Raw genomic sequence first — 17,516 nt, 5'->3', positions numbered from 1 at the left:
CGGCGTGCCGAGGAGTTCCGTCATCCGTCGAGGGCACCGCCCCTTAAGCTGGTGCACCATGCATGCGCTCCAGCCCACGGCTCGCCCGATCCCCACGCAGCGCACCGGTGCATCCGAAGGCTCCGCGGGCTATGCGGTGGTCGACGTGGAGACCACGGGCCTGGGCCGCACCGACCGGGTGATCTCGGCGGGCGTCTACCGGCTGGACGCCGACGGCGAGATGGTCGACCACTGGTACACCCTGGTCAACCCCGAGCGCGATCCAGGGCCGGTCTGGATCCACGGCCTGACCAGCGTGATGCTGGCCGACGCGCCGACCTTCCCGCAGATCGCCGAGGAGCTGGCCGAACGGCTGCGCGACCGGGTGATGGTGGCCCACAACGCGCTCTTCGACTGGAACATGATCTCCCGTGAGTTCTCCCGCGCCGGGCTTCGCGCGCCGGTGGAGCAGCGGCTGTGCACCATGGTCCTCTCCCGCGACCTCGGCCTGCCGCTGGCCAACGGCAAGCTCTCCACGCTGGCCGACTACTTCGGCGTCCAGCAGCGCCACGCGCACAACGCGCTGGACGACGCCCGGGTGCTCGCCGAGGCGTTCCGCCCCAGCCTGCACCTGGCCCGCAGCGGCGGCGTGCCGCTCCCGCTGACCACCTGCGTGGCGGTCACCGACCTCGGCGAGGACGGCCAGACCGTGTCCGCCTCGCCCGCCCGCGGCTCCTGGGGCGCCACCTCCTACCGGCCCGGCCGCAAGCGCCCGGCCTGCCCGTACCCGAACCCGGGGCGCTGGCGGGAGGGCGGCCCGCTGGTCCAGGGCATGCGGGTGGCGATCACCGGCGACACCGCCACCGACCGGGAGTTGCTGGAGGACCGCGCGATCGCGGCGGGCCTGCACATCGCGAGCTCGGTCAGCCGGCTCACCAGCCTGCTGGTCACCAACGAGCCGGGCAGCTGGAGCGGCAAGGCCCGCAAGGCCCGCGAGCTGAGCACCCCGACGATGGGCGAGGACGCGTTCCTGCAGCTGCTCGCCGACGTAGCAGTGCACCCGGGCAGCTGAGCCGCCCCGCCCGCCGCTGCGGCAGGATGGCCCCATGGATCTCGGATTGCACGACAAGGTGTACGTGGTCACCGGCGCCAGCCGCGGACTCGGCTTCGCCGCCGCCCGTGAGCTGACCGCCGACGGCGCCAAGGTGTTGCTGACCGGCCGTCAGCAGCAGAGCCTGGACGCCGCCGTCGACTCCCTCGGCGGCGAGCCGGCCGCCGTCGGCTTGGTCGGCGACAACGCCGACGCCGAGGCCGCCGAACGGATCGTCACCACCGCCGTCACCCGCTTCGGCCGCCTGGACGGCATCCTGATCAGCGTCGGCGGCCCGCCCGCCGGATCGGTGCTCGGGACGGACGACCAGGACTGGCGCGACTCCTTCGAGACGGTCTTCCTCGGCGCGCTGCGGCTGGCCCGCGCGGCGGCCGCGGCGTTCACCGAGGGCGGCGTGATCGCCTTCGTGCTCTCCAGCTCGGTGCGCGAGCCGATCCCGGGACTGGGCATCTCCAACGGCCTGCGCCCGGGCCTCGCGATGGCCGCCAAGGCGCTGGCCGGCGAGCTCGGCCCGCGTGGCATCCGGGTGCTGGGCCTGCTGCCCGCCCGGATCGACACCGACCGGGTGCGCGAACTCGACGCGCTCGCCCCCGACCCCGAGGCCGCCCGGGCCGCCGCGGGCGCCCGGATCCCGCTCGGCCGCTACGGCACCCCCGAGGAGTTCGGCAAGGTCGCCGCCTTCGCTCTCTCCCCGGCCGCCTCCTACCTCACCGGCCTGATGATCCCCGTCGACGGCGGTGCCCTGCACACCTTCTGACGGCTGCTCCGGCCGCCGGGCGGCCCCGGGCCGCGGACCCCGGCCCGCCCGGCGGGCGCGGCGGCGCTGCTGCCGGGGGTGCTGCGGGGCCGGGCTCCGGGCGACCTGCACCCGCAGGTCCAGCGGCAACTGCTCCCCGGTGCGCCCCACGGCCGCCGCCGCGTGCGCGGCCGGGCCGGCCCGGAAGGCCTCGACCGCGGCCGCCACCCCCGCGCCCGGCTCCAGCAGCAGGATCGCCTGCAGCCGCAACCGCCGGCCCCGGCCGAGCAGCAGCACCCGAGCCGCCGCGACCTCGGGCAGCCCCAGCGAGGCACCCTGGACGGCCTCCGCCAGCGCCGTCCCGCGCAGCCGCACCCGCAGGCCAGGACCGGCCACCGCGGGCAGCTCCAGCTCGGTCGGGGTCGGCCGCCGCAGCTGGGCGAGCAGCCACCAGAGTGCCAGCAGCACCAGCGCCGCCAGCCCCGCGACGACCGCCGGCCACCACCAACCCCGATCCCGCCAGCGGGTGCGCGAGGCGGTGCTCAGCACGGGCTGGTGGGGCGAGGTCAGCGGCCACCAGCCGGGCGGCGTCACGCCCAGGTGCCGGTACACGTCCAGCCCGCCGGCCAGCACCAGCAGCGCGCCCAGCACCAGCAGCACCCCGATCAGCCCGAGCAGCAGCCGGTTGACGGTGGCTCGACTCACCGCGGGTCACCTCCTCTCAGCCTCGGTCCGGGGGTCAGGTGCCGGTCAGTGCATCGGCGGACGGTGCTTGGCCGGCCGCCCGCGCACCCGCAGCACAGGTGCGCGCAGCAGACCCAGCCGGGCCAGCTCCGCCCCCAGCACCGCTTCGGCCCGCGCCAGATCGGCGCTGCCGTGGATGGTCACCCGTGCCCGCCGCCGCCCGACCCGCACCCGGGCGGACGCCACCATCGGCAGCTCCAGCGCCCTGGTCTCCAGCAGCGCGGCCACCCCGTGCCGGTCCACCACCGTCCCGGGAGCCTGCCGCAGCACCAGCCAACGCCCCGCGCCCGAGGCGACGGCGAGCACGCAGAGCCAGCAGCCGAGCAGTCCCACCAGCACCGCCCCGGCCAGCACCCACCCGGTGTCCAGTTGCCGCGAGTCGAGCTGATCGGCCAGCCAGCGGCGCCAACTGCCGGTCCGGTGCCCGGCCCAGCGCGAGGCGGCGTCGTAGAACAGCAGTCCCGCCCCGGCCAGCAGCACGCCCGCCACCAGCGCCGCCGCCCTGGTCCGCGGCGAGCGGGGCACCCGGAAGCCGGGCCCGCCCGGGCTCACCTGTCCGGCCTCACTCATCAGCGGCTCCGTCCGACGGCGCCTCGTCCCCGAGCCCCACCGGGTGCAGCCGCTCCACCACCACCAGCACCTCGCGCACCGGGATCCCGGTCAGCCCACCGACCCGCTCGGCCACCGCCGCCCGCACCGCCGCCGCCCACCGGCCGAGGTCGGCCGGGAACGGCAGCTCCACCCCCACCCGCACCTGGGCGACCCCCTGGGTGACGGCCACCTCCACCCGGGGCAGCTCACCGACCCGGTCGGGCCCCAGCGCGTCGCGCGCGGCCAGCTCGGCGATCCGGACCAGCACCCGATCGGCGATCCGCAGCCGCCCGCGCTGCGCGGGCGGCGTGCCGCGCCCGGTGTCCCGCCCCCAGCCCGGCTCCGCCGCGAAGCCCCGGGCCGCGCCGCCGCCCCTCACCGGCGCCGGTCGCGGCCGCGCAGCAGGTCACCGAGATCGCGCAGATCGATGTCGCCCTCGAGGACCCGGCCGGCCACGAAGCCGACCACGCCGAGCACCGCGACCAGCAGGAAGGCCGCGAACCCGCCGAAGTAGCCGGCGAAGCCCAGGGCCATCCCGGCCACCATGCCGATCAGGGCGAGATTCATCGTTGAGCTCCCAAACGGAGTAACTCCAGGCGGAGTGCGATGCGGGCCGCGCTGCGCAGTTCGCTGCGGACTCGGTGGGGACTACTGGACCCGGGAGCGCCGGTCCGAGGAGGAGGACAGCTCCTCCTCCTCGTCCGGTTCGTCGGGCAGGTGCACGTCGTTGACGGCGATGTTCACCTCGACCACCTCCAGGCCGGTCATCCGCTCGACCGAGAGGATGATGTTGCGCCGCACGGTCGCCGCGAGCTCCGGGATCACCACCCCGTACTCGACCACCAGCGCGATGTCGATCGCGGTCTGCTTCTCGCCGACCTCGGCCTTGATGCCGCGCGAGATGCTGGACCGTCCGCCGGGCACCCGGTCCCGCATCGCGCCGAAGGTCCTGGCCAGACCTGAGCCGAGCGCGTGGATGCCGGGGACCTCACGGGCCGCCATCCCGGCGATCTTCTCCACCACACCATCGGCCAGTGCGGTTCGCCCGCGCTCCTCGAGGGGCGGGCCGCTGTGCGCCTCGCCGTGCGGTGGGCCGGACTTGCTCAGGTCGGACGGCTTGGGGGTCTCGGGCATGGGGGTGCCTCCTGAAGGACGTCTCCAGCTATACCGCAATCTGCCCCAACTGTGACATTCCGCCACGAAACTCGCCCCTGGAGTCCCCCTGGTCACGGACGTGGAAAAGGCGGGGTCCGGCTCTCCCCCTCCGAGAGCCGGACCCCGCCCGGACCGTGCCGCCTAGGCGCGTCAGTCGCCGATCCCCGCCAGGTCCCGCAGCCGGCGCGCCTGGGCGCCCCGCTCGGCGGCGCGCTGCTCCTCGTACGAGCGGTCGCCGGCGCCGGCCAGCAGGGCCTTGGTCTCGATCACCGCGGCGCGCGGCGCGGCGAGCAGCGCGGCGGCCAGATCGCGGGCGGCCTCGTCCAGCTGCTCGGCACTGGGCACCACCAGGTTGGCCAGCCCGGTCGCGGCGGCCTCCGCCGCGTGCACCCAGCGGCCGGTGGCGCAGATCTCCAGCGCGCGGGCGTAGCCGACCAGGTCGGTCAGCGGCTTGGTGCCGGTCAGGTCGGGGACCAGGCCGAGCGAGGTCTCGCGCATCGCGAACTGGGCGTCCTCGGCGCAGATCCGCAGGTCGCAGGAGAGCGCGAGCTGGAACCCGGCGCCGACCGCGTGGCCCTGCACCAGCGCGATGCTGATCAGGTCGGGACGCCGCCACCAGGTGAACGCCTCCTGGTAGCCGGCGATCGCCTCGTCCAGCTCCTTGTCCGAAGAGGCGGCCAGCGACAGGAAGTTCGGCTCTCCGGGGATCCCCTCCGGAGTGAACATGGCCCGGTCGAGGCCGGCCGAGAAGGAGACGCCCTCGGCCCGCAGCACCACCACCCGGACCGTCGCGGGCAGCTCACGGCCGATGGCGGCCAGCGCCCGCCACATCGCGGGCGTCTGCGCATTGCGGCGCCCGGGGTGGCAGAGCGTGACCGTCGCGAACTCGCCCTCGACGTCGAGTCGGACGCCGGCCTCCTGCCACGCGGCCGAGTGGTCAGGGGTGGGGACGGGCGCGGTCATGGGCACCTCCGGCGAGGGTCGGGACAGGCTCCAGCGCACTGCCCACTGGGTCTACCGGAGAGTAACTTATTGTCCGAGCCTTGGGTACCGCCGTGGCTCCGGCCGAGCTTCACCCTGCGTGCGGACATGACGATCGGCGGCCATGGGGCCCCTCCCGGCCGGAGGCTGGGGGAAGGTACCTGTCACGGTCGCCGATGCGTCGGGGGTACTGATAGGGGCGTACTGACGGACTGTCGGAACCTGATGCCACCCGGCCACCGGCTGACCGGAGAGAACGCGGCACCTGACCTGACGGCCAGTCAGGAACCGGCTGCCGCAGCAGCCTTGGCCTTTCCACGCGTGGCGCCACCGCGACCCCGGAGGTTCACTCCGGACTCGCTCAGCATGCGGTGCACGAAGCCGTACGAGCGGCCGGTCTCCTCCGCCAGCGCGCGAATGCTCGCTCCGGAGTCGTACTTCTTCTTCAACTCGGCCGCGAGCTTCTCACGCGCGGCACCAGTCACCCGGCTGCCCTTTTTCAGAGTCTCGGCCACCCGTGCCTCCTCGTAGCTGTGCTCGGTCAGATTCCCATGATCACCCATCCCCAGCGTCCTGGCCACCCATTCGACAAGGTCCATCCGGCGAAAAGGGCCCAGCAGGGGCGTGATCCGAGCGCGTCGGGCCGCTCACCCTGGGTGTGCGCCCCCGGCGGAATCCGGCCTGGCGGGGCGAAAGAGCTGATCAGCAGGGCCGCCCGGGCGGCGACACGAACGGATCCGAATAAAACGGAATCTCTCCCGCCGACATTCCCGAATGGGTCCACCTGATGAGACGGCATCGGCTGGATGCAGGAGCGCGCGTCTACCGAAGTCGAGCGCCCGCGACCGGCGAACCGATCACGGGCGACAGAAAGGCGAAATGAGCAGCGGGCTCAGGCCAGCGAGACCAGGTCGTGGTACGCCGGGCTCCACAGGTCCTCGACGCCGTCCGGCAGCAGGATGATCCGCTCCGGCTGAAGCGCCTCGACCGCGCCCTCGTCGTGGGTGACCAGCACCACCGCGCCGCTGAAGGAGTGCAGCGCGCCGAGGATCTCCTCGCGGCTGGCCGGGTCGAGGTTGTTGGTGGGCTCGTCGAGCAGCAGCACGTTGGCGCTGGAGACCACCAGCGAGGCCAGCGCGAGCCGGGTCTTCTCACCGCCGGAGAGCACCCCGGCCGGCTTGTCGACATCGTCGCCCGAGAAGAGGAAGGAGCCGAGGATCTTGCGGATCTGCACCAGGTCGGTGTCCGGCGCCGCGGAGCGCATGTTCTCCAGCACGGTGCGCTCGGGGTCGAGCGTCTCGTGCTCCTGGGCGTAGTAGCCGATCTTCAGGCCGTGCCCCGGGATGATCTCACCGGTATCCGGCTTCTCCACGCCCGCGAGCATCCGCAGCAGGGTGGTCTTGCCCGCGCCGTTGAGCCCGAGGATGACCACCCGCGACCCACGGTCGATCGCCAGGCCGACGTCGGTGAAGATCTCCAGCGAGCCGTAGGACTTGGACAGGCCCTCGGCCATCAACGGCGTCTTGCCGCACGGCGCCGGGTCCGGGAAGCGCAGCTTGGCGACCTTGTCCGAGACCCGGACCTGGTCGAGACCGGCCAGCAACTTCTCGGCGCGGCGGGCCATGTTCTGGGCGGCGACGGTCTTGGTGGCCTTCGCACGCATCTTGTCGGCCTGCGAGTTGAGGGTCGCGGCCTTCTTCTCGGCGTTGGCGCGCTCGCGCTTGCGGCGCTTCTCGTCGTCCTCGCGCTGCTGCTTGTACTGCTTCCAGCCCATGTTGTAGATGTCGATCGCGGAGCGGTTGGCGTCCAGGTAGAACACCTTGTTGACGACCGTCTCGACCAGCTCGACATCGTGCGAGATGACGATGAAGCCGCCCTTGTAGGTCTTCAGGAAGTCGCGCAGCCAGGCGATCGAGTCGGCGTCCAGGTGGTTGGTCGGCTCGTCGAGCAGCAGGATGTCGGAGTCCGAGAAGAGGATCCGGGCCAGCTCCACCCGGCGGCGCTGACCGCCGGAGAGGGTGTGCAGCTCCTGGCCGAGGATCCGGTCGGGCAGGCCGAGCGCGGCGGCGATGGTGGCGGCCTCGGCCTCGGCGGCGTAACCGCCCTTGGTGAGGAACTCGGTCTCCAGGCGGGCGTACTTCTTCATCGCGTTGTCGCGGGTGGCGCCCTTGCCGTTGGCCATCCGCTCCTCGTTCTCGCGCATCTTCTTCAGCACGGTGTCGAGGCCACGGGCGGAGAGGATCCGGTCGCTGGCGAGCACGTCCAGATCGCCGGTGCGCGGGTCCTGCGGCAGGTAGCCGACCTCGCCGGAGCGGGTCACGGTGCCGCCGGCCGGCAGGCCCTCGCCGGCCAGCACCTTGGTCAGCGTGGTCTTGCCCGCGCCGTTGCGGCCGACCAGACCGATCCGGTCGCCGGGGGCGACCCGGAAGCTGGCGGACTCGATCAGGATGCGGGCGCCGGCGCGCAGTTCGAGGGCGTTGGCGGAAATCATGGCTGCGAGAACTCCTGAAGCTGGGCGGCCCGGGGCGCGCGGAGCGGCCGGGCACGGGGGTGCGGCGGGGGTCAGGGCGTGCTGGACGGTCCGGCGCCGGCACCCGACCGCACGCACGGGCACGGACCGGGAGCCTCACCGGCTGCCGCCGCTAATGCCCGAGGAGAACAGCCATGCGGGCCAGTCTACCGGGCGCCCCGAGCATGCTCGGCGGTATGACGCGGGTGCCCGGCCGGCCGGGGCCGTCAGTGGTCGGCGGCCGGTACCGCCACCGGGCAGCCGTCCTGCGGCTTGACCGCCGCGAAGGGTGCCTCGGGGCTGTCGCACGGGATCGCCGAGGCGCCCTGGTCGGTGTCGAAGACCCGGGTGCCGACCAGCGGGCCGTCGTCGATCTGCACCCGCTTGGCGTCCAGCCTGGTGATCTTCACCTTGGGGCCGGCGTTGAGCACGTAGCCGTGACCGTCCAGTCGGAAGCCGGTGATCGACCCGGGCAGCACCTGGTGGCCCGCGCCGGTGGTGGCGGTGCAGCTGCGCGGGACCAGCACCGCGATGTCGGTGTCCACCGCGCGCAACGGGTCGTAGGTGCAACCGTCCTGCGGGCGGGCGTTGAACCTGAGATCTCCGTCACGGTCGCGGAAGCCCATGGTCAGGCCCGGGGTGAGCACCTGGACCCAGGGCTCGGGCTCGCTGGCCACCTGCACGGCGGCGGCGGCCCGCTGCAGTTCGAGCTGCTCGCGCTGGGCATCGGTGCGCTGGTCGGCGCCCGGCTCGCCGACGCCCTGCAGCCAGTCGGACAGGCCCGGCACGGAGCGGTGCCAGCGGACCTGGTGATTGTCGATCTCCACCGAGGTGACCATGCCGTCGTCCCAGACCACCACGGCGCTCTGGCCGAGCGGCGTGACGTGCAGCGCGGTGGCGCCGTCCCGGCGGTAGGACCAGAGCAGCGCGCCGCTGGACGGGTCGTACGCCTCCAGGCCCGGGCCCACCCGGAAGTCCGGGACGACCGGTGCGGCGGACTGCGCGACCACCGGGCTGGCCTGGGCGTTGCCGGGTGCCGACACCTGGTCGCCGAACGGAACCGGGCGGTTGGCGTGCGCGGCGGCGCCGGCGCCGAGCACCAGCAGGACGGCCATGGCGGGCAGGGCCGACCGGGGGGTCAGAGTACGAAGCGGCTTCCAGGACACTTCGGGAGGGTACCTGGTGGGCGCTTGGGCGTCAGCATGGTGGTGCCCCCCTGCGGTCCCACAGACGCAGAACCGGACATTCGACGGGGGTCGGCGGACCGGCTCGGCACCGGGCCGCGCGGATCGGCGACGGTTGACGCGGCAGAAACCGCTGAGGATCGATCAGGACGGCGATCGGGGCCAGTCGAGATCGGCCAGGCTCGCGATAACTGTCCACTTTGGGGTGACATTCGGCTTTTCTGACAGCGCATCAGCTTACGGTCGGTGGGCAGCCGCGTGCAGAACGCCCGGCCCCCGTGCCCAGCGTCGTGCTGGACCGCTCCCGTGCTGGAGGAGAGACCATGCGAATCGGCCGCCTGGCCCTGGCCGCCTCCGCGCTGCTGCTGCTCAGCACGGCCGGCATCTCCTCCGGTGGCAGCCCGCTGACCAGCGCCGACCGCGGTCCCGCCGCCGTGGACGGCGCGATCGCGTCGAACACGCAGCCGCGCGGGCCGGCGCCCAAGCCGAGCACCCGGCGGGCCGACCACGAGGTGCCGTTCGGCGCCTTCGTCGGCTCCTGGGACGACTACATCCCGCAGATCGCCAGGTTCTCCAACTGGCTGAGCGGCGCCAACCTCCAGGTCGGCCACACCTATCTGGCCGGAAACAGCTGGGGCGACATCGACGGCGACACCAAGATGCTGGCCCTCTGGTCGCAGTGGCGACTCGGCCAACACGGCCGGACGCTGGTGCTCAACGTGCCGATGCTGGTCCCCAACGAGGGCGACGTGCCCGACGAGAAGGTGGCGCAACTGCTCGGGCAGGGTGCGCAGGGCGCGTACGACCAGCACTTCCGCAGGCTCGCCCGGAAGCTGGTGGCGCTCGGCGGCGGTGACACGGTGATCGTGCTCGGCTGGGAGATGAACGGCACCACCTACACCAGCCGCTGCCGGCCCGACCCGGCCGCGTGGAAGGCGGACTGGCGGCGGATCGTCGACGTGATGCGCTCGGTGCCCGGGCAGCGGTTCCGCTTCGACTTCACCCCCAACCGGGGGCTGGACGCGATCGCCTGGACCAAGTGCTACCCGGGTGACGACGTGGTGGACATCATCGGCACCGACAGCTACGACCAGCCGGCCGGCGCGACCTTCGACGACTACGTGCGTGAGCCGTACGGCCTGGAGGACCAGGTGGAGTTCGCCGCCAAGCGCGGCAAGCCGGTCTCCTACCCGGAGTGGGGGCTGTTCCGCAACGGCGACAACCCGGAGTTCGTGCGCCGGATGGTCGAGTGGATGCGCACCCACGACACGCTCTACCAGACCGTCACGGACTACTGCCCGCACGGCTTCTGGGAGTGCCGCAGCAATCCGCGCTCCAGCGCGGTCTACCAGCAGTTGCTGAGCGGCTCCAAGGGCGAGGCGTCGGCGGCTCCGAACCGGCCGACCGCGCCGACGGCTCCGACCGCGCCGCCGTGTCCGCTGCCGCAGGGGCTGTTCGGCAACCTGCCCTGGATGCGGCCGCCGCTGATTCCGCTGCTGCCCGGGTGCGCGGGGGTGGGGTCTCCCGGTGCGTCGGCCAGTGCGCCGACGTCCGCGGCGGCGGTGCCGTCCCCGTCCGCGTCCATGTCGCCGTCCCCGTCGGCGGCAGCATCGGTGTCGGCGACCCCGTCCGCGAGCGGGTCGCCGTCCGCGTCGGCCTCGGTCAGCGGCGGCCGGCGAGCGCCCGCAGGCGGGTGACCGGTCCGCGCAGGTGCGGGACGGCCGCCGCGCGGGCCCGGACCAGGGCGAGGCGCAGGCTCAGCACGCCGGCGAGGTGGGCGGGCCCGAGCAGCAGGCGGTGGTTGCGTTCGTGCTCGGGGCGCCAGCGCTCCTTGTACGGCTCCTCACCGCGCATCAGGCTCAGCTCCGGGATGCCCGCGCGGACCGTCTCCTCCAGCGAGGTGCCGAAGAGCAGGCCCGCGATGTCGATCCGCTCCCGCAGCCTCGGATGCGCGCCGTAGAGGTAGAGGCCGGCGAAGGACGGGCAGAGCAGCAGCAGGTCGACCGCCACCAGCTCCTCGTCCAGGTAGTAGCGGTAGACCACCGCCTGGCCGTGCCGCGCGAGCCCCGCCGTGGACTCGCGCAGGTGGGCCGCGAAGCGCTCGCTGACGTGCTCGGCGGTGACCGCGCGGCTCTCCCACTGCAGGGCGTGCAGCCACAACAGGTCGCCCATCGCGGCCTCGACCTCGTCGACCGGCACCCGGCGGGCCACCACGCCGGCCTCCAGCAGCTTGCGCTGCTTGGCCCGGCTGCGTTGCGCGGTCCGGCCCGGCAGCCGGGCGAGCAGCTGCTCCATCGGGACGGCGGGCAGGTGCTGGCAGACCGAGTCGAACAGCTGATGGCGCCGCCCGTCCCAGCACGCGTAGACCTGGTGGGCGGCCGACCCGGGCCGCACCTCCCGCAGGTCCAGCGCCTGCCAGGGACGGCGCAGCGGCAGCGCGCGGGCCAGCTCGGCGGCGGCCTCGGCGGCGCAGGAGTCGTCCAGCAGCACGTCGGTGAAGTCGATCAGCTGCCCACCGAGGGCGGTGAGGGTGCCGGTCCGGCCGGCGGCGAGGGCGGCGGCCGCCACCAGCTCGCCGTCCCGGCGGACCAGCAGCACCCGCAACCGCCCGGGGCGCCCGTAGGCGCGCCACCAGGACGCCTGCCAGGCGGCGGACTGGAACGGGGTCGCGGTGCGGCAGCGCGCGGCGAGCGCGTCCCACTCCGCCGCGAACCGGGTCAGCGTGTCGTCCGCACGGTGCAGCTCGGTGGTCCAGCCGGCAGCGGCGGTCGGCGCCGGGGGACGAGGTGCTGGCGGACGAGGTGCCGGGGTGGGCTCCCGGATCGGTTGGGGGGCCGTCATTTCTTGCTCCGCGCGGGTTCGGCCTGCTGCGGCGCCGGGACGGCGGCCGCGGGCGTCGGCACGGGCAGGGGCTCGGGCGCCGCGCTCGGAGTCGCGACCGGAGTCGCGACCGGGCCCGCAGCGCTCGGCTTCCGGCGCGCCATCATCGCCAGCGCACCCACCAGCACGCCCGCCGCGCCGCCCACCGCGACGTCGAGCTGACGGCTCGGGGTGGTCGGCTTGTCCGGTTCCGCGGCCGCCGCCAGCGGGACCAGCTTCACTCCGGTCTCCTTGCTGCTGGTGTTCGCGAACGAGATCAGGGCCTTGGCCACCGCGTCCGCCGCCTTCACCGCGTCGACCGGGTGGCCGCCGCTGCCCGCGATCTCGATCACCGGGGCGTCCGGCGAGGTGGTCCCGGCGACCAGGCCGGCCAGCTCGGCGCCGCTGCGGCCGGCGTCGGGGGCCGCCAGCGCGAGGACCTGGGGCTGGGCCGCCAGCCGTCCGTACGCCTGGGCGAAGTTCACCGCCAGGCCGGCCTCGCTGCTGCTGTCCGGGACCACCACCACGTAGGAGTTGGCCGTGTAGACCGGGGGCGCGGCCACCGCGTAACCCGCCCCGGCGACCGCGCCCAGCGGGATCGCGGCGGCCAGCGGCCACCAGCGGCGAGCCAGCGCGCGGACGCCGGCCGCCCGGTCGCCGCCCCGGTTGTCGCCTTGGTCGGTCCCTCGCTCGGTGCCGTTCATGCTCGGTTCTCCCTCCCGGCCGGGACCGGCTCGGTGGCCCGTCCCAACCGCTCGTACAGCTCGGCCAGTTGGCCGGCTGTGCGGACAATGTCGTAGTGCGCCACGGCGGGTGGCCTGGGCAGCGGGACGGCGAGCGGGGCCGGGCCGAGCGCCAGCAGCGCCTCCTGGTAGGCCGCCACCGTCGAGGGCAGCTTGCGGGCCGCGGGCGCCGCCTCGGCGGGCAGCTCCTCCAGCGCCGGGCAGCCGCTGTGCAGCACCGGCAGCCCCGCCGCCAGGCCCTCCAGCACCGCCAGGCCGAAGGTCTCCTCGACCGACGGCGCGGCCAGCACGTCCATCGCGCTCAACAGCTCCGGTACATCGGTGCGTTCGCCGATCAGCAGGACCCGCGAGCCGATCCCGAGCTCGCGGGCCAGCTCGGTCAGCGCCGCCCGCTCGGGCCCCTCACCGACCAGCAGCAGCACCGCACCCGGCAGCACGGTCAGTGCCGAGACCAGCACGTCGAACCGCTTGCCGGGCACCAGGCGACCCACCGCGCCGACCACGAAGGCATCCCCGGCCAGGCCCAACTTCCGCCGGATCTCCACCCGTTGAGCCCAAGGCACGGCGAAGCCGGCCGCCTCGATACCGTTCGGCAGCACCGCCACCCGCCGACCTGGCACGCCCCAGTCGGCCAGCGTCCCGGCCACCCGCCCGGAGACCGCCACCGTGGCGACGCCGAGCCGTTCGGCGGCCAGGTAGAGGGACTTGACGCCGGCGCCGACCGGGCGCCCCTCGATCGTCCCGGCGTGCAGCGAGTGTTCGGTCGCCAGGACCGTGCGCACCCCGGCCAGCCGGGCCGCCAACCGCCCGTACAGGCCGGCCCGGTAGAGGTGGGTGTGCACCACGTCGTAGCGTCCGTGCCGGATCAGCCGGATGAGCCGGGGCAGCACCGCCAGGTCCCGGTTGCCGCGCATCGCCAGGTCGTGCACCGTGACGCCGTCCGCGCGCAGTGCCGCCGCCACGCTGCCCGGATTGGTCAGGGTGGCCACCTCGCAGTCGACCGAGGACGGCAGGTGACGGATCGTCAGCAGCAGCTGCTGCTCGGCGCCGCCCGCGGCCAGGCCGGTGATCACATGCAGCACCCTCATCGCGTCGCCGCCAGCCGCCGCAGCTCGGTGACCACGTCCCGCAGGCCGTGCCTGCCGCGTTTGGCCCGCAGCCGCCAGGCGCCGTCGCGGTCGCCGACGTAGCAGCGGGGCAGCGCGAAGCGGCTGGCCAGCAGGCTGTGGTCGATCGCCACCGCGTAGTCGTAGCCGGCCTCCTGCACGGCCCTGGCGGCCGGCTCGTCCACCGCGCCGTACGGGTAGCAGAAGCCGCCCACCGGGCCCCCGAGCAGCTCGGCCAGGGCCAGCCGGCTGTCCCCGACCTCGGCGGCGAGCAGCTGTCCGGGCAGCCCGGGCAGCGCCAGGTGGCTCATCCCGTGCGAGCCGATCTCCCAACCGGTGTCGGCGAGTTCGCGCACCTGCTCGACCGTGAGCAGCGCCTTGCGCGGGCCCTTGACGTCCCAGAAGTTGTCGCCGCCCAGGCGGTCGGCCACCACGTAGGCGGTGGCGGTGAACCCGTAGCCGCGCAGCACCGGGACCACGTGACGGGCAAAGTCGGCGTAGCCGTCGTCGAAGGTCAGGCCGACCAGCCGGTCGCGGCGGCCGGCGGCCCGGGCGGCCAGCAGTTCGCGCATGCTCACCCCACGCCAGCCGCGCACGGCCAGCCAGCGCATCTGGGCGGCGAACCGGGCGGGGCTGACCGTGAGCAGGTAAGGATCCTCCTCCTCCTCGGCCACCGAGTGGTACATCAGGATCCACGGCCGACCGGACCGGCGGCGGACGTCGATCGCCTGCTGCGGCAGGTGGGGACGGCGGGTGAGTTCAGCGACCATCGGGCAAGGTTCCTTCCTCCAACAGGTCATCCCCCACTGCCGAACCCTCGGCCGGCGCTCGGTTCTCCCGGAGCAGGGCCGCCAGCCGGGCGAGGGGCCCGGCCAGCTCGCGGGCCCCGAGCAGCGTGCCCAGCCCCAGGTAGACCCCGAGCACGCTCACGCCGCCGGCCAGCAGCGACAGCCCCGCCGGGTGCACCGCGCGGGCCGCGCAGCCGCCGACGGCCGCCGCGCCGGCCCCGGCCAGCAGCAGCCGGCCCTGACCGCCCAGCACCTGCGGCATCCGCAGCACGATGCCGCGCAGCGCGAGCCCGCGCAGCAGCAGCACGGCGGTGGTGGTGATGCCCGCCGCGTTGCCCGCCGCCAGCCCCAGCGCGCCGAAGTGCCGGGCGGTCGACAGGCCCACCACGGTGGTGACCAGCAGCCCGACGGCCATCGCGGCGACCGGGTACCAGTCGAGCAGCCCCCGTCCCGCCGCCGTGTCCGGGCGCGGGTCGTCGGCCCGCCGGACGGCCGGGCGCATCGAGAAGAACGGCCGCACCATGACCCCGATCAGCGCCTGGGCGAGCAGTCCGAAGCTGTAGACCTGGATCACCTGCGCGGTGGCGGCGGTGTCGGCCGCGTCGAACGCGCCGCGCTGGAAGAGCAGCGAGACCACGGCGGGCGCGCAGGCGATCAGGAACGCCGTGCCGGCCAGCACCACCGCCGCCGCCTGGCCGAGGTCCTTCTCCACCCGGTCGCGGGCCGCCACCAGGTCGCCGGCCGCCAGCGCCCTGGCGACCAGCGGGAAGGTGACCGTGCAGATCAGGATCGCGGTGGTCATCGCCAGCTGGGAGACCTTGGCCGCGTAGTTGAGGTGCGAGATGGTGCCGGCCGGCAGCGTCGAGCCGAGGTAGCGCTCGATGAAGACCTGGGACTGCCGGGTGAGCGTGAAGACGGCCACCGGCAGCAGCGCGAGCGGGCTGAGCAGCAGCCCGCGCCCGTCGGCGGCGCACCGCCGGCGCCCGTGCAGGCCGCCGCGCAGGGCGCGGACGAACGGGCCGACCAGCACCCCGGCCATCAGCAGGCTGCCGAAGGCCACCCCGAGCGCCGCCGCCCGCACCCCGAGCAGCAGGTGACAGGTCGTCAGGATCCCGAGGATGCCCAGGTTGTAGGCCACGTAGATGGCGGCGGGGGCGGTGAACCGGTGGTGGGCGCGCAGCGCGGCGCCCAGGTACCCGGCCACGCCGAACGGCAGGATGGTCACGGCGGTGATCCGGGTGCAGGTGATCGCGAGCGCCGGGTCGGCCAGGCCCGGCGCCAGCGCGTGCACCACCTCGGGCGCCCAGAGCATGGTGGCCCCGGACAGCGCGCACAGCCCGGCGAGCAGCCAGGGCAGCGTGTCGGCGGTCAACTGCCGCACCGGGTCCGGTCCTTCCGGACGCTCCTCGCGCAGCACCAGGGCCAGGCTGAAGGCCGGGACCATCAGGAAGGCCATCGCGTCCTCGATCAGCAGCGGCGCGGCCGTCTCGGGCACGGTCCAGGAGACCAGGAAGGCGTCGGTGCCGGAGTCGGCGCCGAAGAACCTGGCCAGCAGCAGGTCGCGCAGCAGGCCCAGCGCGGAGCCGGCCGCGCTGAGCACCGCGGTGATGCCGAAGGCCTTGGCGAGGAAGGACGGCCCGCGCTCCACCGGCGGCGCCGCCGGGGGCGCGGGGCGGACCTCCTGGCTCAGCGTCATGGCGCGGGCTCCGGCTCCGGCAGCGCCCACCAGGCCGCCACGCCCAGGATCACCGAGGTGAGCACGGTGGTGGTGCCGCCGATGTCGGCGTAGAGGAAGTCGACCAGTACCCAGCAGAGCAGTCCGATCGCCGCCGGGCCGCCGGTGCCCCGGCGGCGCAGGCAGCCGAGCAGCAGCGCGAGGAAGAGCCCGCCGTAGGCGACGATGCCGACCAGGCCCTGCTCGCAGAGCACCAGGAAGTACATGTTGTGCGGCGAGAGCAGCGGTTCGCGCTCGAAGCCGATGGTGGAGTCGGCCGCGTCGCTGCCGGAGGAGAGCCGCAGCGGGGCGTGCGAGTCGCGCAGTTGCGGGAAGCTCTTCGGCCCGGCGCCGGTGACCGGGTGGTCGGCCCAGATCGCCCGGGCGGTGGCCCACAGGTCGTAGCGGTCGCTGACCGAGTGGTCCTCGTTGCCGCCGGAGACCGTGCCGATGCTGTCCAGCCGCTCGGTCACCCCGCCGCCGCCCGCACCGAGCCCGCCGACCGCCACGATCGCCGCCGCCAGCCCCAGCGCCGCCCAGCGCAGCGCGAGCCGGGCGTCGGCCTTGAGCAGCAGCACGGTGGCGGCGACCGCCGTGGCGATCCAGCTGCCCCGGCTGAACGAGACCGCGAGCGGGAACACCAGGAACGCCGCCGAGGCGAGCAGCCAGCGCCGCGCCCAAGCTCCCTGACGCATCGTCAGACCGAGGGCCAGGGCGGCCAGCAGGCCGAAGCTGACCACCCCGGACATCGCCATGATGTCGAGCGCGCCGAAGGTGCCGACCGCCCGGATCGACTCCCCGGCGTAGGAGGCGCCGGTGTGCGTGAGGTACTGCTCCGCGCCGACGCCGCCCTCGATCAGCGCGGCCAGCACGAAGGCGCCGAGCACCAGGCGCAGATCGGTGCGGTCGCGCAGCGCGGCCAGCACGGCGGCCGGGACCAGCACGAAGATCTGCACCAGGCGGATGAAGCCGGTCAGGCTGGCGGACGGGTCGATCGAGGTCACGGTGGCGGCGCCGGCCGCGCAGACCACACCGCTGAAGACCAGGCAGGCCTGGCGGCTCAGGCCGAGCGGGCGGCCGCGCAGCAGGTCGAGGGCGAGCAGCGCGACCAGGGCCAGCGAGGCGAGGTCGGCGGGGGTGATGTGGACGGCGGCCGTCACGTCCTTCTCACCCGTCGGTACGCAGACCAGCAGGATGGTGGCGGCGGCCAGCAGGCTGGGACGGCGCAGCGGCGCGGTGGCCAGCGCGCGGAGCAGCTCGGGCCAGGGCCGGCCGAAGCGTAACGCGGGGTCGAGGGGCAGGCTCAGGGCCACGGT

Annotated in this window: 17 protein-coding genes; 3 read left to right on the top strand and 14 right to left on the bottom strand. The window is 74.3% G+C overall.

Annotated features, from left to right (window positions below):
* Positions 1-58: 58 nt before the first annotated feature.
* Both ABH937_RS06320 and ABH937_RS06315 read left to right on the top strand, forming a co-directional pair.
* The gene (locus ABH937_RS06320) at positions 59-1,051 is read left to right on the top strand and encodes a DEDDh family exonuclease (protein WP_370217485.1); all 993 of its coding nucleotides are present in this window, start codon (positions 59-61) and stop codon (positions 1,049-1,051) included.
* A gap of 34 nt (positions 1,052-1,085) precedes the next feature.
* Positions 1,086-1,847 carry an SDR family oxidoreductase gene (locus tag ABH937_RS06315; RefSeq protein WP_280689000.1) on the top strand — a complete coding sequence of 254 codons (762 nt, stop codon included), beginning with the start codon at positions 1,086-1,088 and terminating at the stop codon, positions 1,845-1,847.
* Between the two features lie 729 nt (positions 1,848-2,576).
* On the opposite strand, the gene ABH937_RS06310 is transcribed toward ABH937_RS06315, so the two are convergent.
* The 8 genes from ABH937_RS06310 to ABH937_RS06275 all read right to left on the bottom strand — a co-directional run bounded on the left by ABH937_RS06310 (position 2,577) and on the right by ABH937_RS06275 (position 8,972).
* Positions 2,577-3,140, bottom strand: a complete 564-nt coding sequence (locus ABH937_RS06310) for a DUF6286 domain-containing protein (protein WP_280688998.1) — start codon at positions 3,138-3,140, stop codon at positions 2,577-2,579.
* Positions 3,133-3,540: a hypothetical protein gene (locus tag ABH937_RS06305; RefSeq protein WP_370217483.1), complete on the bottom strand. Its 408-nt coding sequence runs from the start codon at positions 3,538-3,540 to the stop codon at positions 3,133-3,135. Before ABH937_RS06305 ends, ABH937_RS06310 begins: the two co-directional genes overlap by 8 nt.
* On the bottom strand, positions 3,537-3,728 hold the full coding sequence (locus tag ABH937_RS06300; protein WP_280688995.1) for a hypothetical protein: 192 nt from the start codon (positions 3,726-3,728) through the stop codon (positions 3,537-3,539). Before ABH937_RS06300 ends, ABH937_RS06305 begins: the two co-directional genes overlap by 4 nt.
* 81 nt (positions 3,729-3,809) lie before the next feature.
* A complete protein-coding gene (locus tag ABH937_RS06295) occupies positions 3,810-4,295 on the bottom strand; it encodes an Asp23/Gls24 family envelope stress response protein (RefSeq protein ID WP_370217482.1) in 486 nt (161 codons plus the stop codon).
* Positions 4,296-4,466: 171 nt separating this feature from the next.
* A complete protein-coding gene (locus tag ABH937_RS06290) occupies positions 4,467-5,279 on the bottom strand; it encodes an enoyl-CoA hydratase/isomerase family protein (protein WP_370217481.1) in 813 nt (270 codons plus the stop codon).
* 299 nt (positions 5,280-5,578) lie between these two features.
* Positions 5,579-5,812, bottom strand: coding sequence for a helix-turn-helix domain-containing protein (locus ABH937_RS06285; protein ID WP_035843861.1), 234 nt, complete (start codon positions 5,810-5,812; stop codon positions 5,579-5,581).
* 377 nt (positions 5,813-6,189) lie between these two features.
* Entirely contained in the window at positions 6,190-7,788 is a 1,599-nt protein-coding gene (locus ABH937_RS06280; protein WP_280688992.1) for an ABC-F family ATP-binding cassette domain-containing protein, read from the bottom strand.
* A gap of 245 nt (positions 7,789-8,033) precedes the next feature.
* Positions 8,034-8,972 (bottom strand): hypothetical protein, encoded by a 939-nt coding sequence (locus tag ABH937_RS06275; RefSeq protein WP_370217480.1) that lies wholly within the window; start codon positions 8,970-8,972, stop codon positions 8,034-8,036.
* Positions 8,973-9,313: 341 nt separating this feature from the next.
* On the opposite strand from ABH937_RS06275, the gene ABH937_RS06270 reads away from it, so the two are divergent.
* Positions 9,314-10,687 (top strand): glycoside hydrolase family 26 protein, encoded by a 1,374-nt coding sequence (locus ABH937_RS06270; protein WP_370217479.1) that lies wholly within the window; start codon positions 9,314-9,316, stop codon positions 10,685-10,687.
* On the opposite strand, the gene ABH937_RS06265 is transcribed toward ABH937_RS06270, so the two are convergent.
* The 6 genes from ABH937_RS06265 to ABH937_RS06240 are packed head-to-tail and all read right to left on the bottom strand — an operon-like array spanning position 10,653 to position 17,513.
* Positions 10,653-11,831 (bottom strand): GNAT family N-acetyltransferase, encoded by a 1,179-nt coding sequence (locus tag ABH937_RS06265; RefSeq protein WP_370217478.1) that lies wholly within the window; start codon positions 11,829-11,831, stop codon positions 10,653-10,655. The genes ABH937_RS06270 and ABH937_RS06265 overlap by 35 nt on opposite strands.
* Positions 11,828-12,553 carry a Wzz/FepE/Etk N-terminal domain-containing protein gene (locus ABH937_RS06260; protein ID WP_370217477.1) on the bottom strand — a complete coding sequence of 242 codons (726 nt, stop codon included), beginning with the start codon at positions 12,551-12,553 and terminating at the stop codon, positions 11,828-11,830. The genes ABH937_RS06265 and ABH937_RS06260 overlap by 4 nt, the downstream gene beginning before the upstream one ends.
* Positions 12,550-13,680: a glycosyltransferase gene (locus ABH937_RS06255; RefSeq protein ID WP_370217476.1), complete on the bottom strand. Its 1,131-nt coding sequence runs from the start codon at positions 13,678-13,680 to the stop codon at positions 12,550-12,552. Before ABH937_RS06255 ends, ABH937_RS06260 begins: the two co-directional genes overlap by 4 nt.
* Entirely contained in the window at positions 13,677-14,468 is a 792-nt protein-coding gene (locus tag ABH937_RS06250) for a polysaccharide deacetylase family protein (protein ID WP_370217475.1), read from the bottom strand. The genes ABH937_RS06255 and ABH937_RS06250 overlap by 4 nt, the downstream gene beginning before the upstream one ends.
* The gene (locus ABH937_RS06245; protein WP_370217473.1) at positions 14,458-16,182 is read right to left on the bottom strand and encodes a lipid II flippase MurJ; all 1,725 of its coding nucleotides are present in this window, start codon (positions 16,180-16,182) and stop codon (positions 14,458-14,460) included. The genes ABH937_RS06250 and ABH937_RS06245 overlap by 11 nt, the downstream gene beginning before the upstream one ends.
* A complete protein-coding gene (locus ABH937_RS06240; RefSeq protein WP_370217472.1) occupies positions 16,179-17,513 on the bottom strand; it encodes an O-antigen ligase family protein in 1,335 nt (444 codons plus the stop codon). The genes ABH937_RS06245 and ABH937_RS06240 overlap by 4 nt, the downstream gene beginning before the upstream one ends.
* Between the last annotated feature and the right edge of the window lie 3 nt (positions 17,514-17,516).

This window comes from Kitasatospora sp. GAS1066B, assembly GCF_041262605.1.
Lineage (GTDB): Bacteria > Actinomycetota > Actinomycetes > Streptomycetales > Streptomycetaceae > Kitasatospora.
This window is presented reverse-complemented; position numbering and strand designations above follow the sequence as displayed.

Bases quoted from the DNA above. Each gene is read 5' to 3' on its own strand.
- ABH937_RS06250 (WP_370217475.1), bottom strand. From the start codon at position 14,468: ATGGTCGCTGAACTCACCCGCCGTCCCCACCTGCCGCAGCAGGCGATC.
- ABH937_RS06290 (WP_370217481.1), bottom strand. From the start codon at position 5,279: ATGACCGCGCCCGTCCCCACCCCTGACCACTCGGCCGCGTGGCAGGAG.
- ABH937_RS06280 (WP_280688992.1), bottom strand. From the start codon at position 7,788: ATGATTTCCGCCAACGCCCTCGAACTGCGCGCCGGCGCCCGCATCCTG.
- ABH937_RS06315 (WP_280689000.1), top strand. From the start codon at position 1,086: ATGGATCTCGGATTGCACGACAAGGTGTACGTGGTCACCGGCGCCAGC.
- ABH937_RS06295 (WP_370217482.1), bottom strand. From the start codon at position 4,295: ATGCCCGAGACCCCCAAGCCGTCCGACCTGAGCAAGTCCGGCCCACCG.
- ABH937_RS06245 (WP_370217473.1), bottom strand. From the start codon at position 16,182: ATGACGCTGAGCCAGGAGGTCCGCCCCGCGCCCCCGGCGGCGCCGCCG.
- ABH937_RS06270 (WP_370217479.1), top strand. From the start codon at position 9,314: ATGCGAATCGGCCGCCTGGCCCTGGCCGCCTCCGCGCTGCTGCTGCTC.
- ABH937_RS06265 (WP_370217478.1), bottom strand. From the start codon at position 11,831: ATGACGGCCCCCCAACCGATCCGGGAGCCCACCCCGGCACCTCGTCCG.
- ABH937_RS06255 (WP_370217476.1), bottom strand. From the start codon at position 13,680: ATGAGGGTGCTGCATGTGATCACCGGCCTGGCCGCGGGCGGCGCCGAG.
- ABH937_RS06260 (WP_370217477.1), bottom strand. From the start codon at position 12,553: ATGAACGGCACCGAGCGAGGGACCGACCAAGGCGACAACCGGGGCGGC.
- ABH937_RS06310 (WP_280688998.1), bottom strand. From the start codon at position 3,140: ATGAGTGAGGCCGGACAGGTGAGCCCGGGCGGGCCCGGCTTCCGGGTG.
- ABH937_RS06320 (WP_370217485.1), top strand. From the start codon at position 59: ATGCATGCGCTCCAGCCCACGGCTCGCCCGATCCCCACGCAGCGCACC.
- ABH937_RS06300 (WP_280688995.1), bottom strand. From the start codon at position 3,728: ATGAATCTCGCCCTGATCGGCATGGTGGCCGGGATGGCCCTGGGCTTC.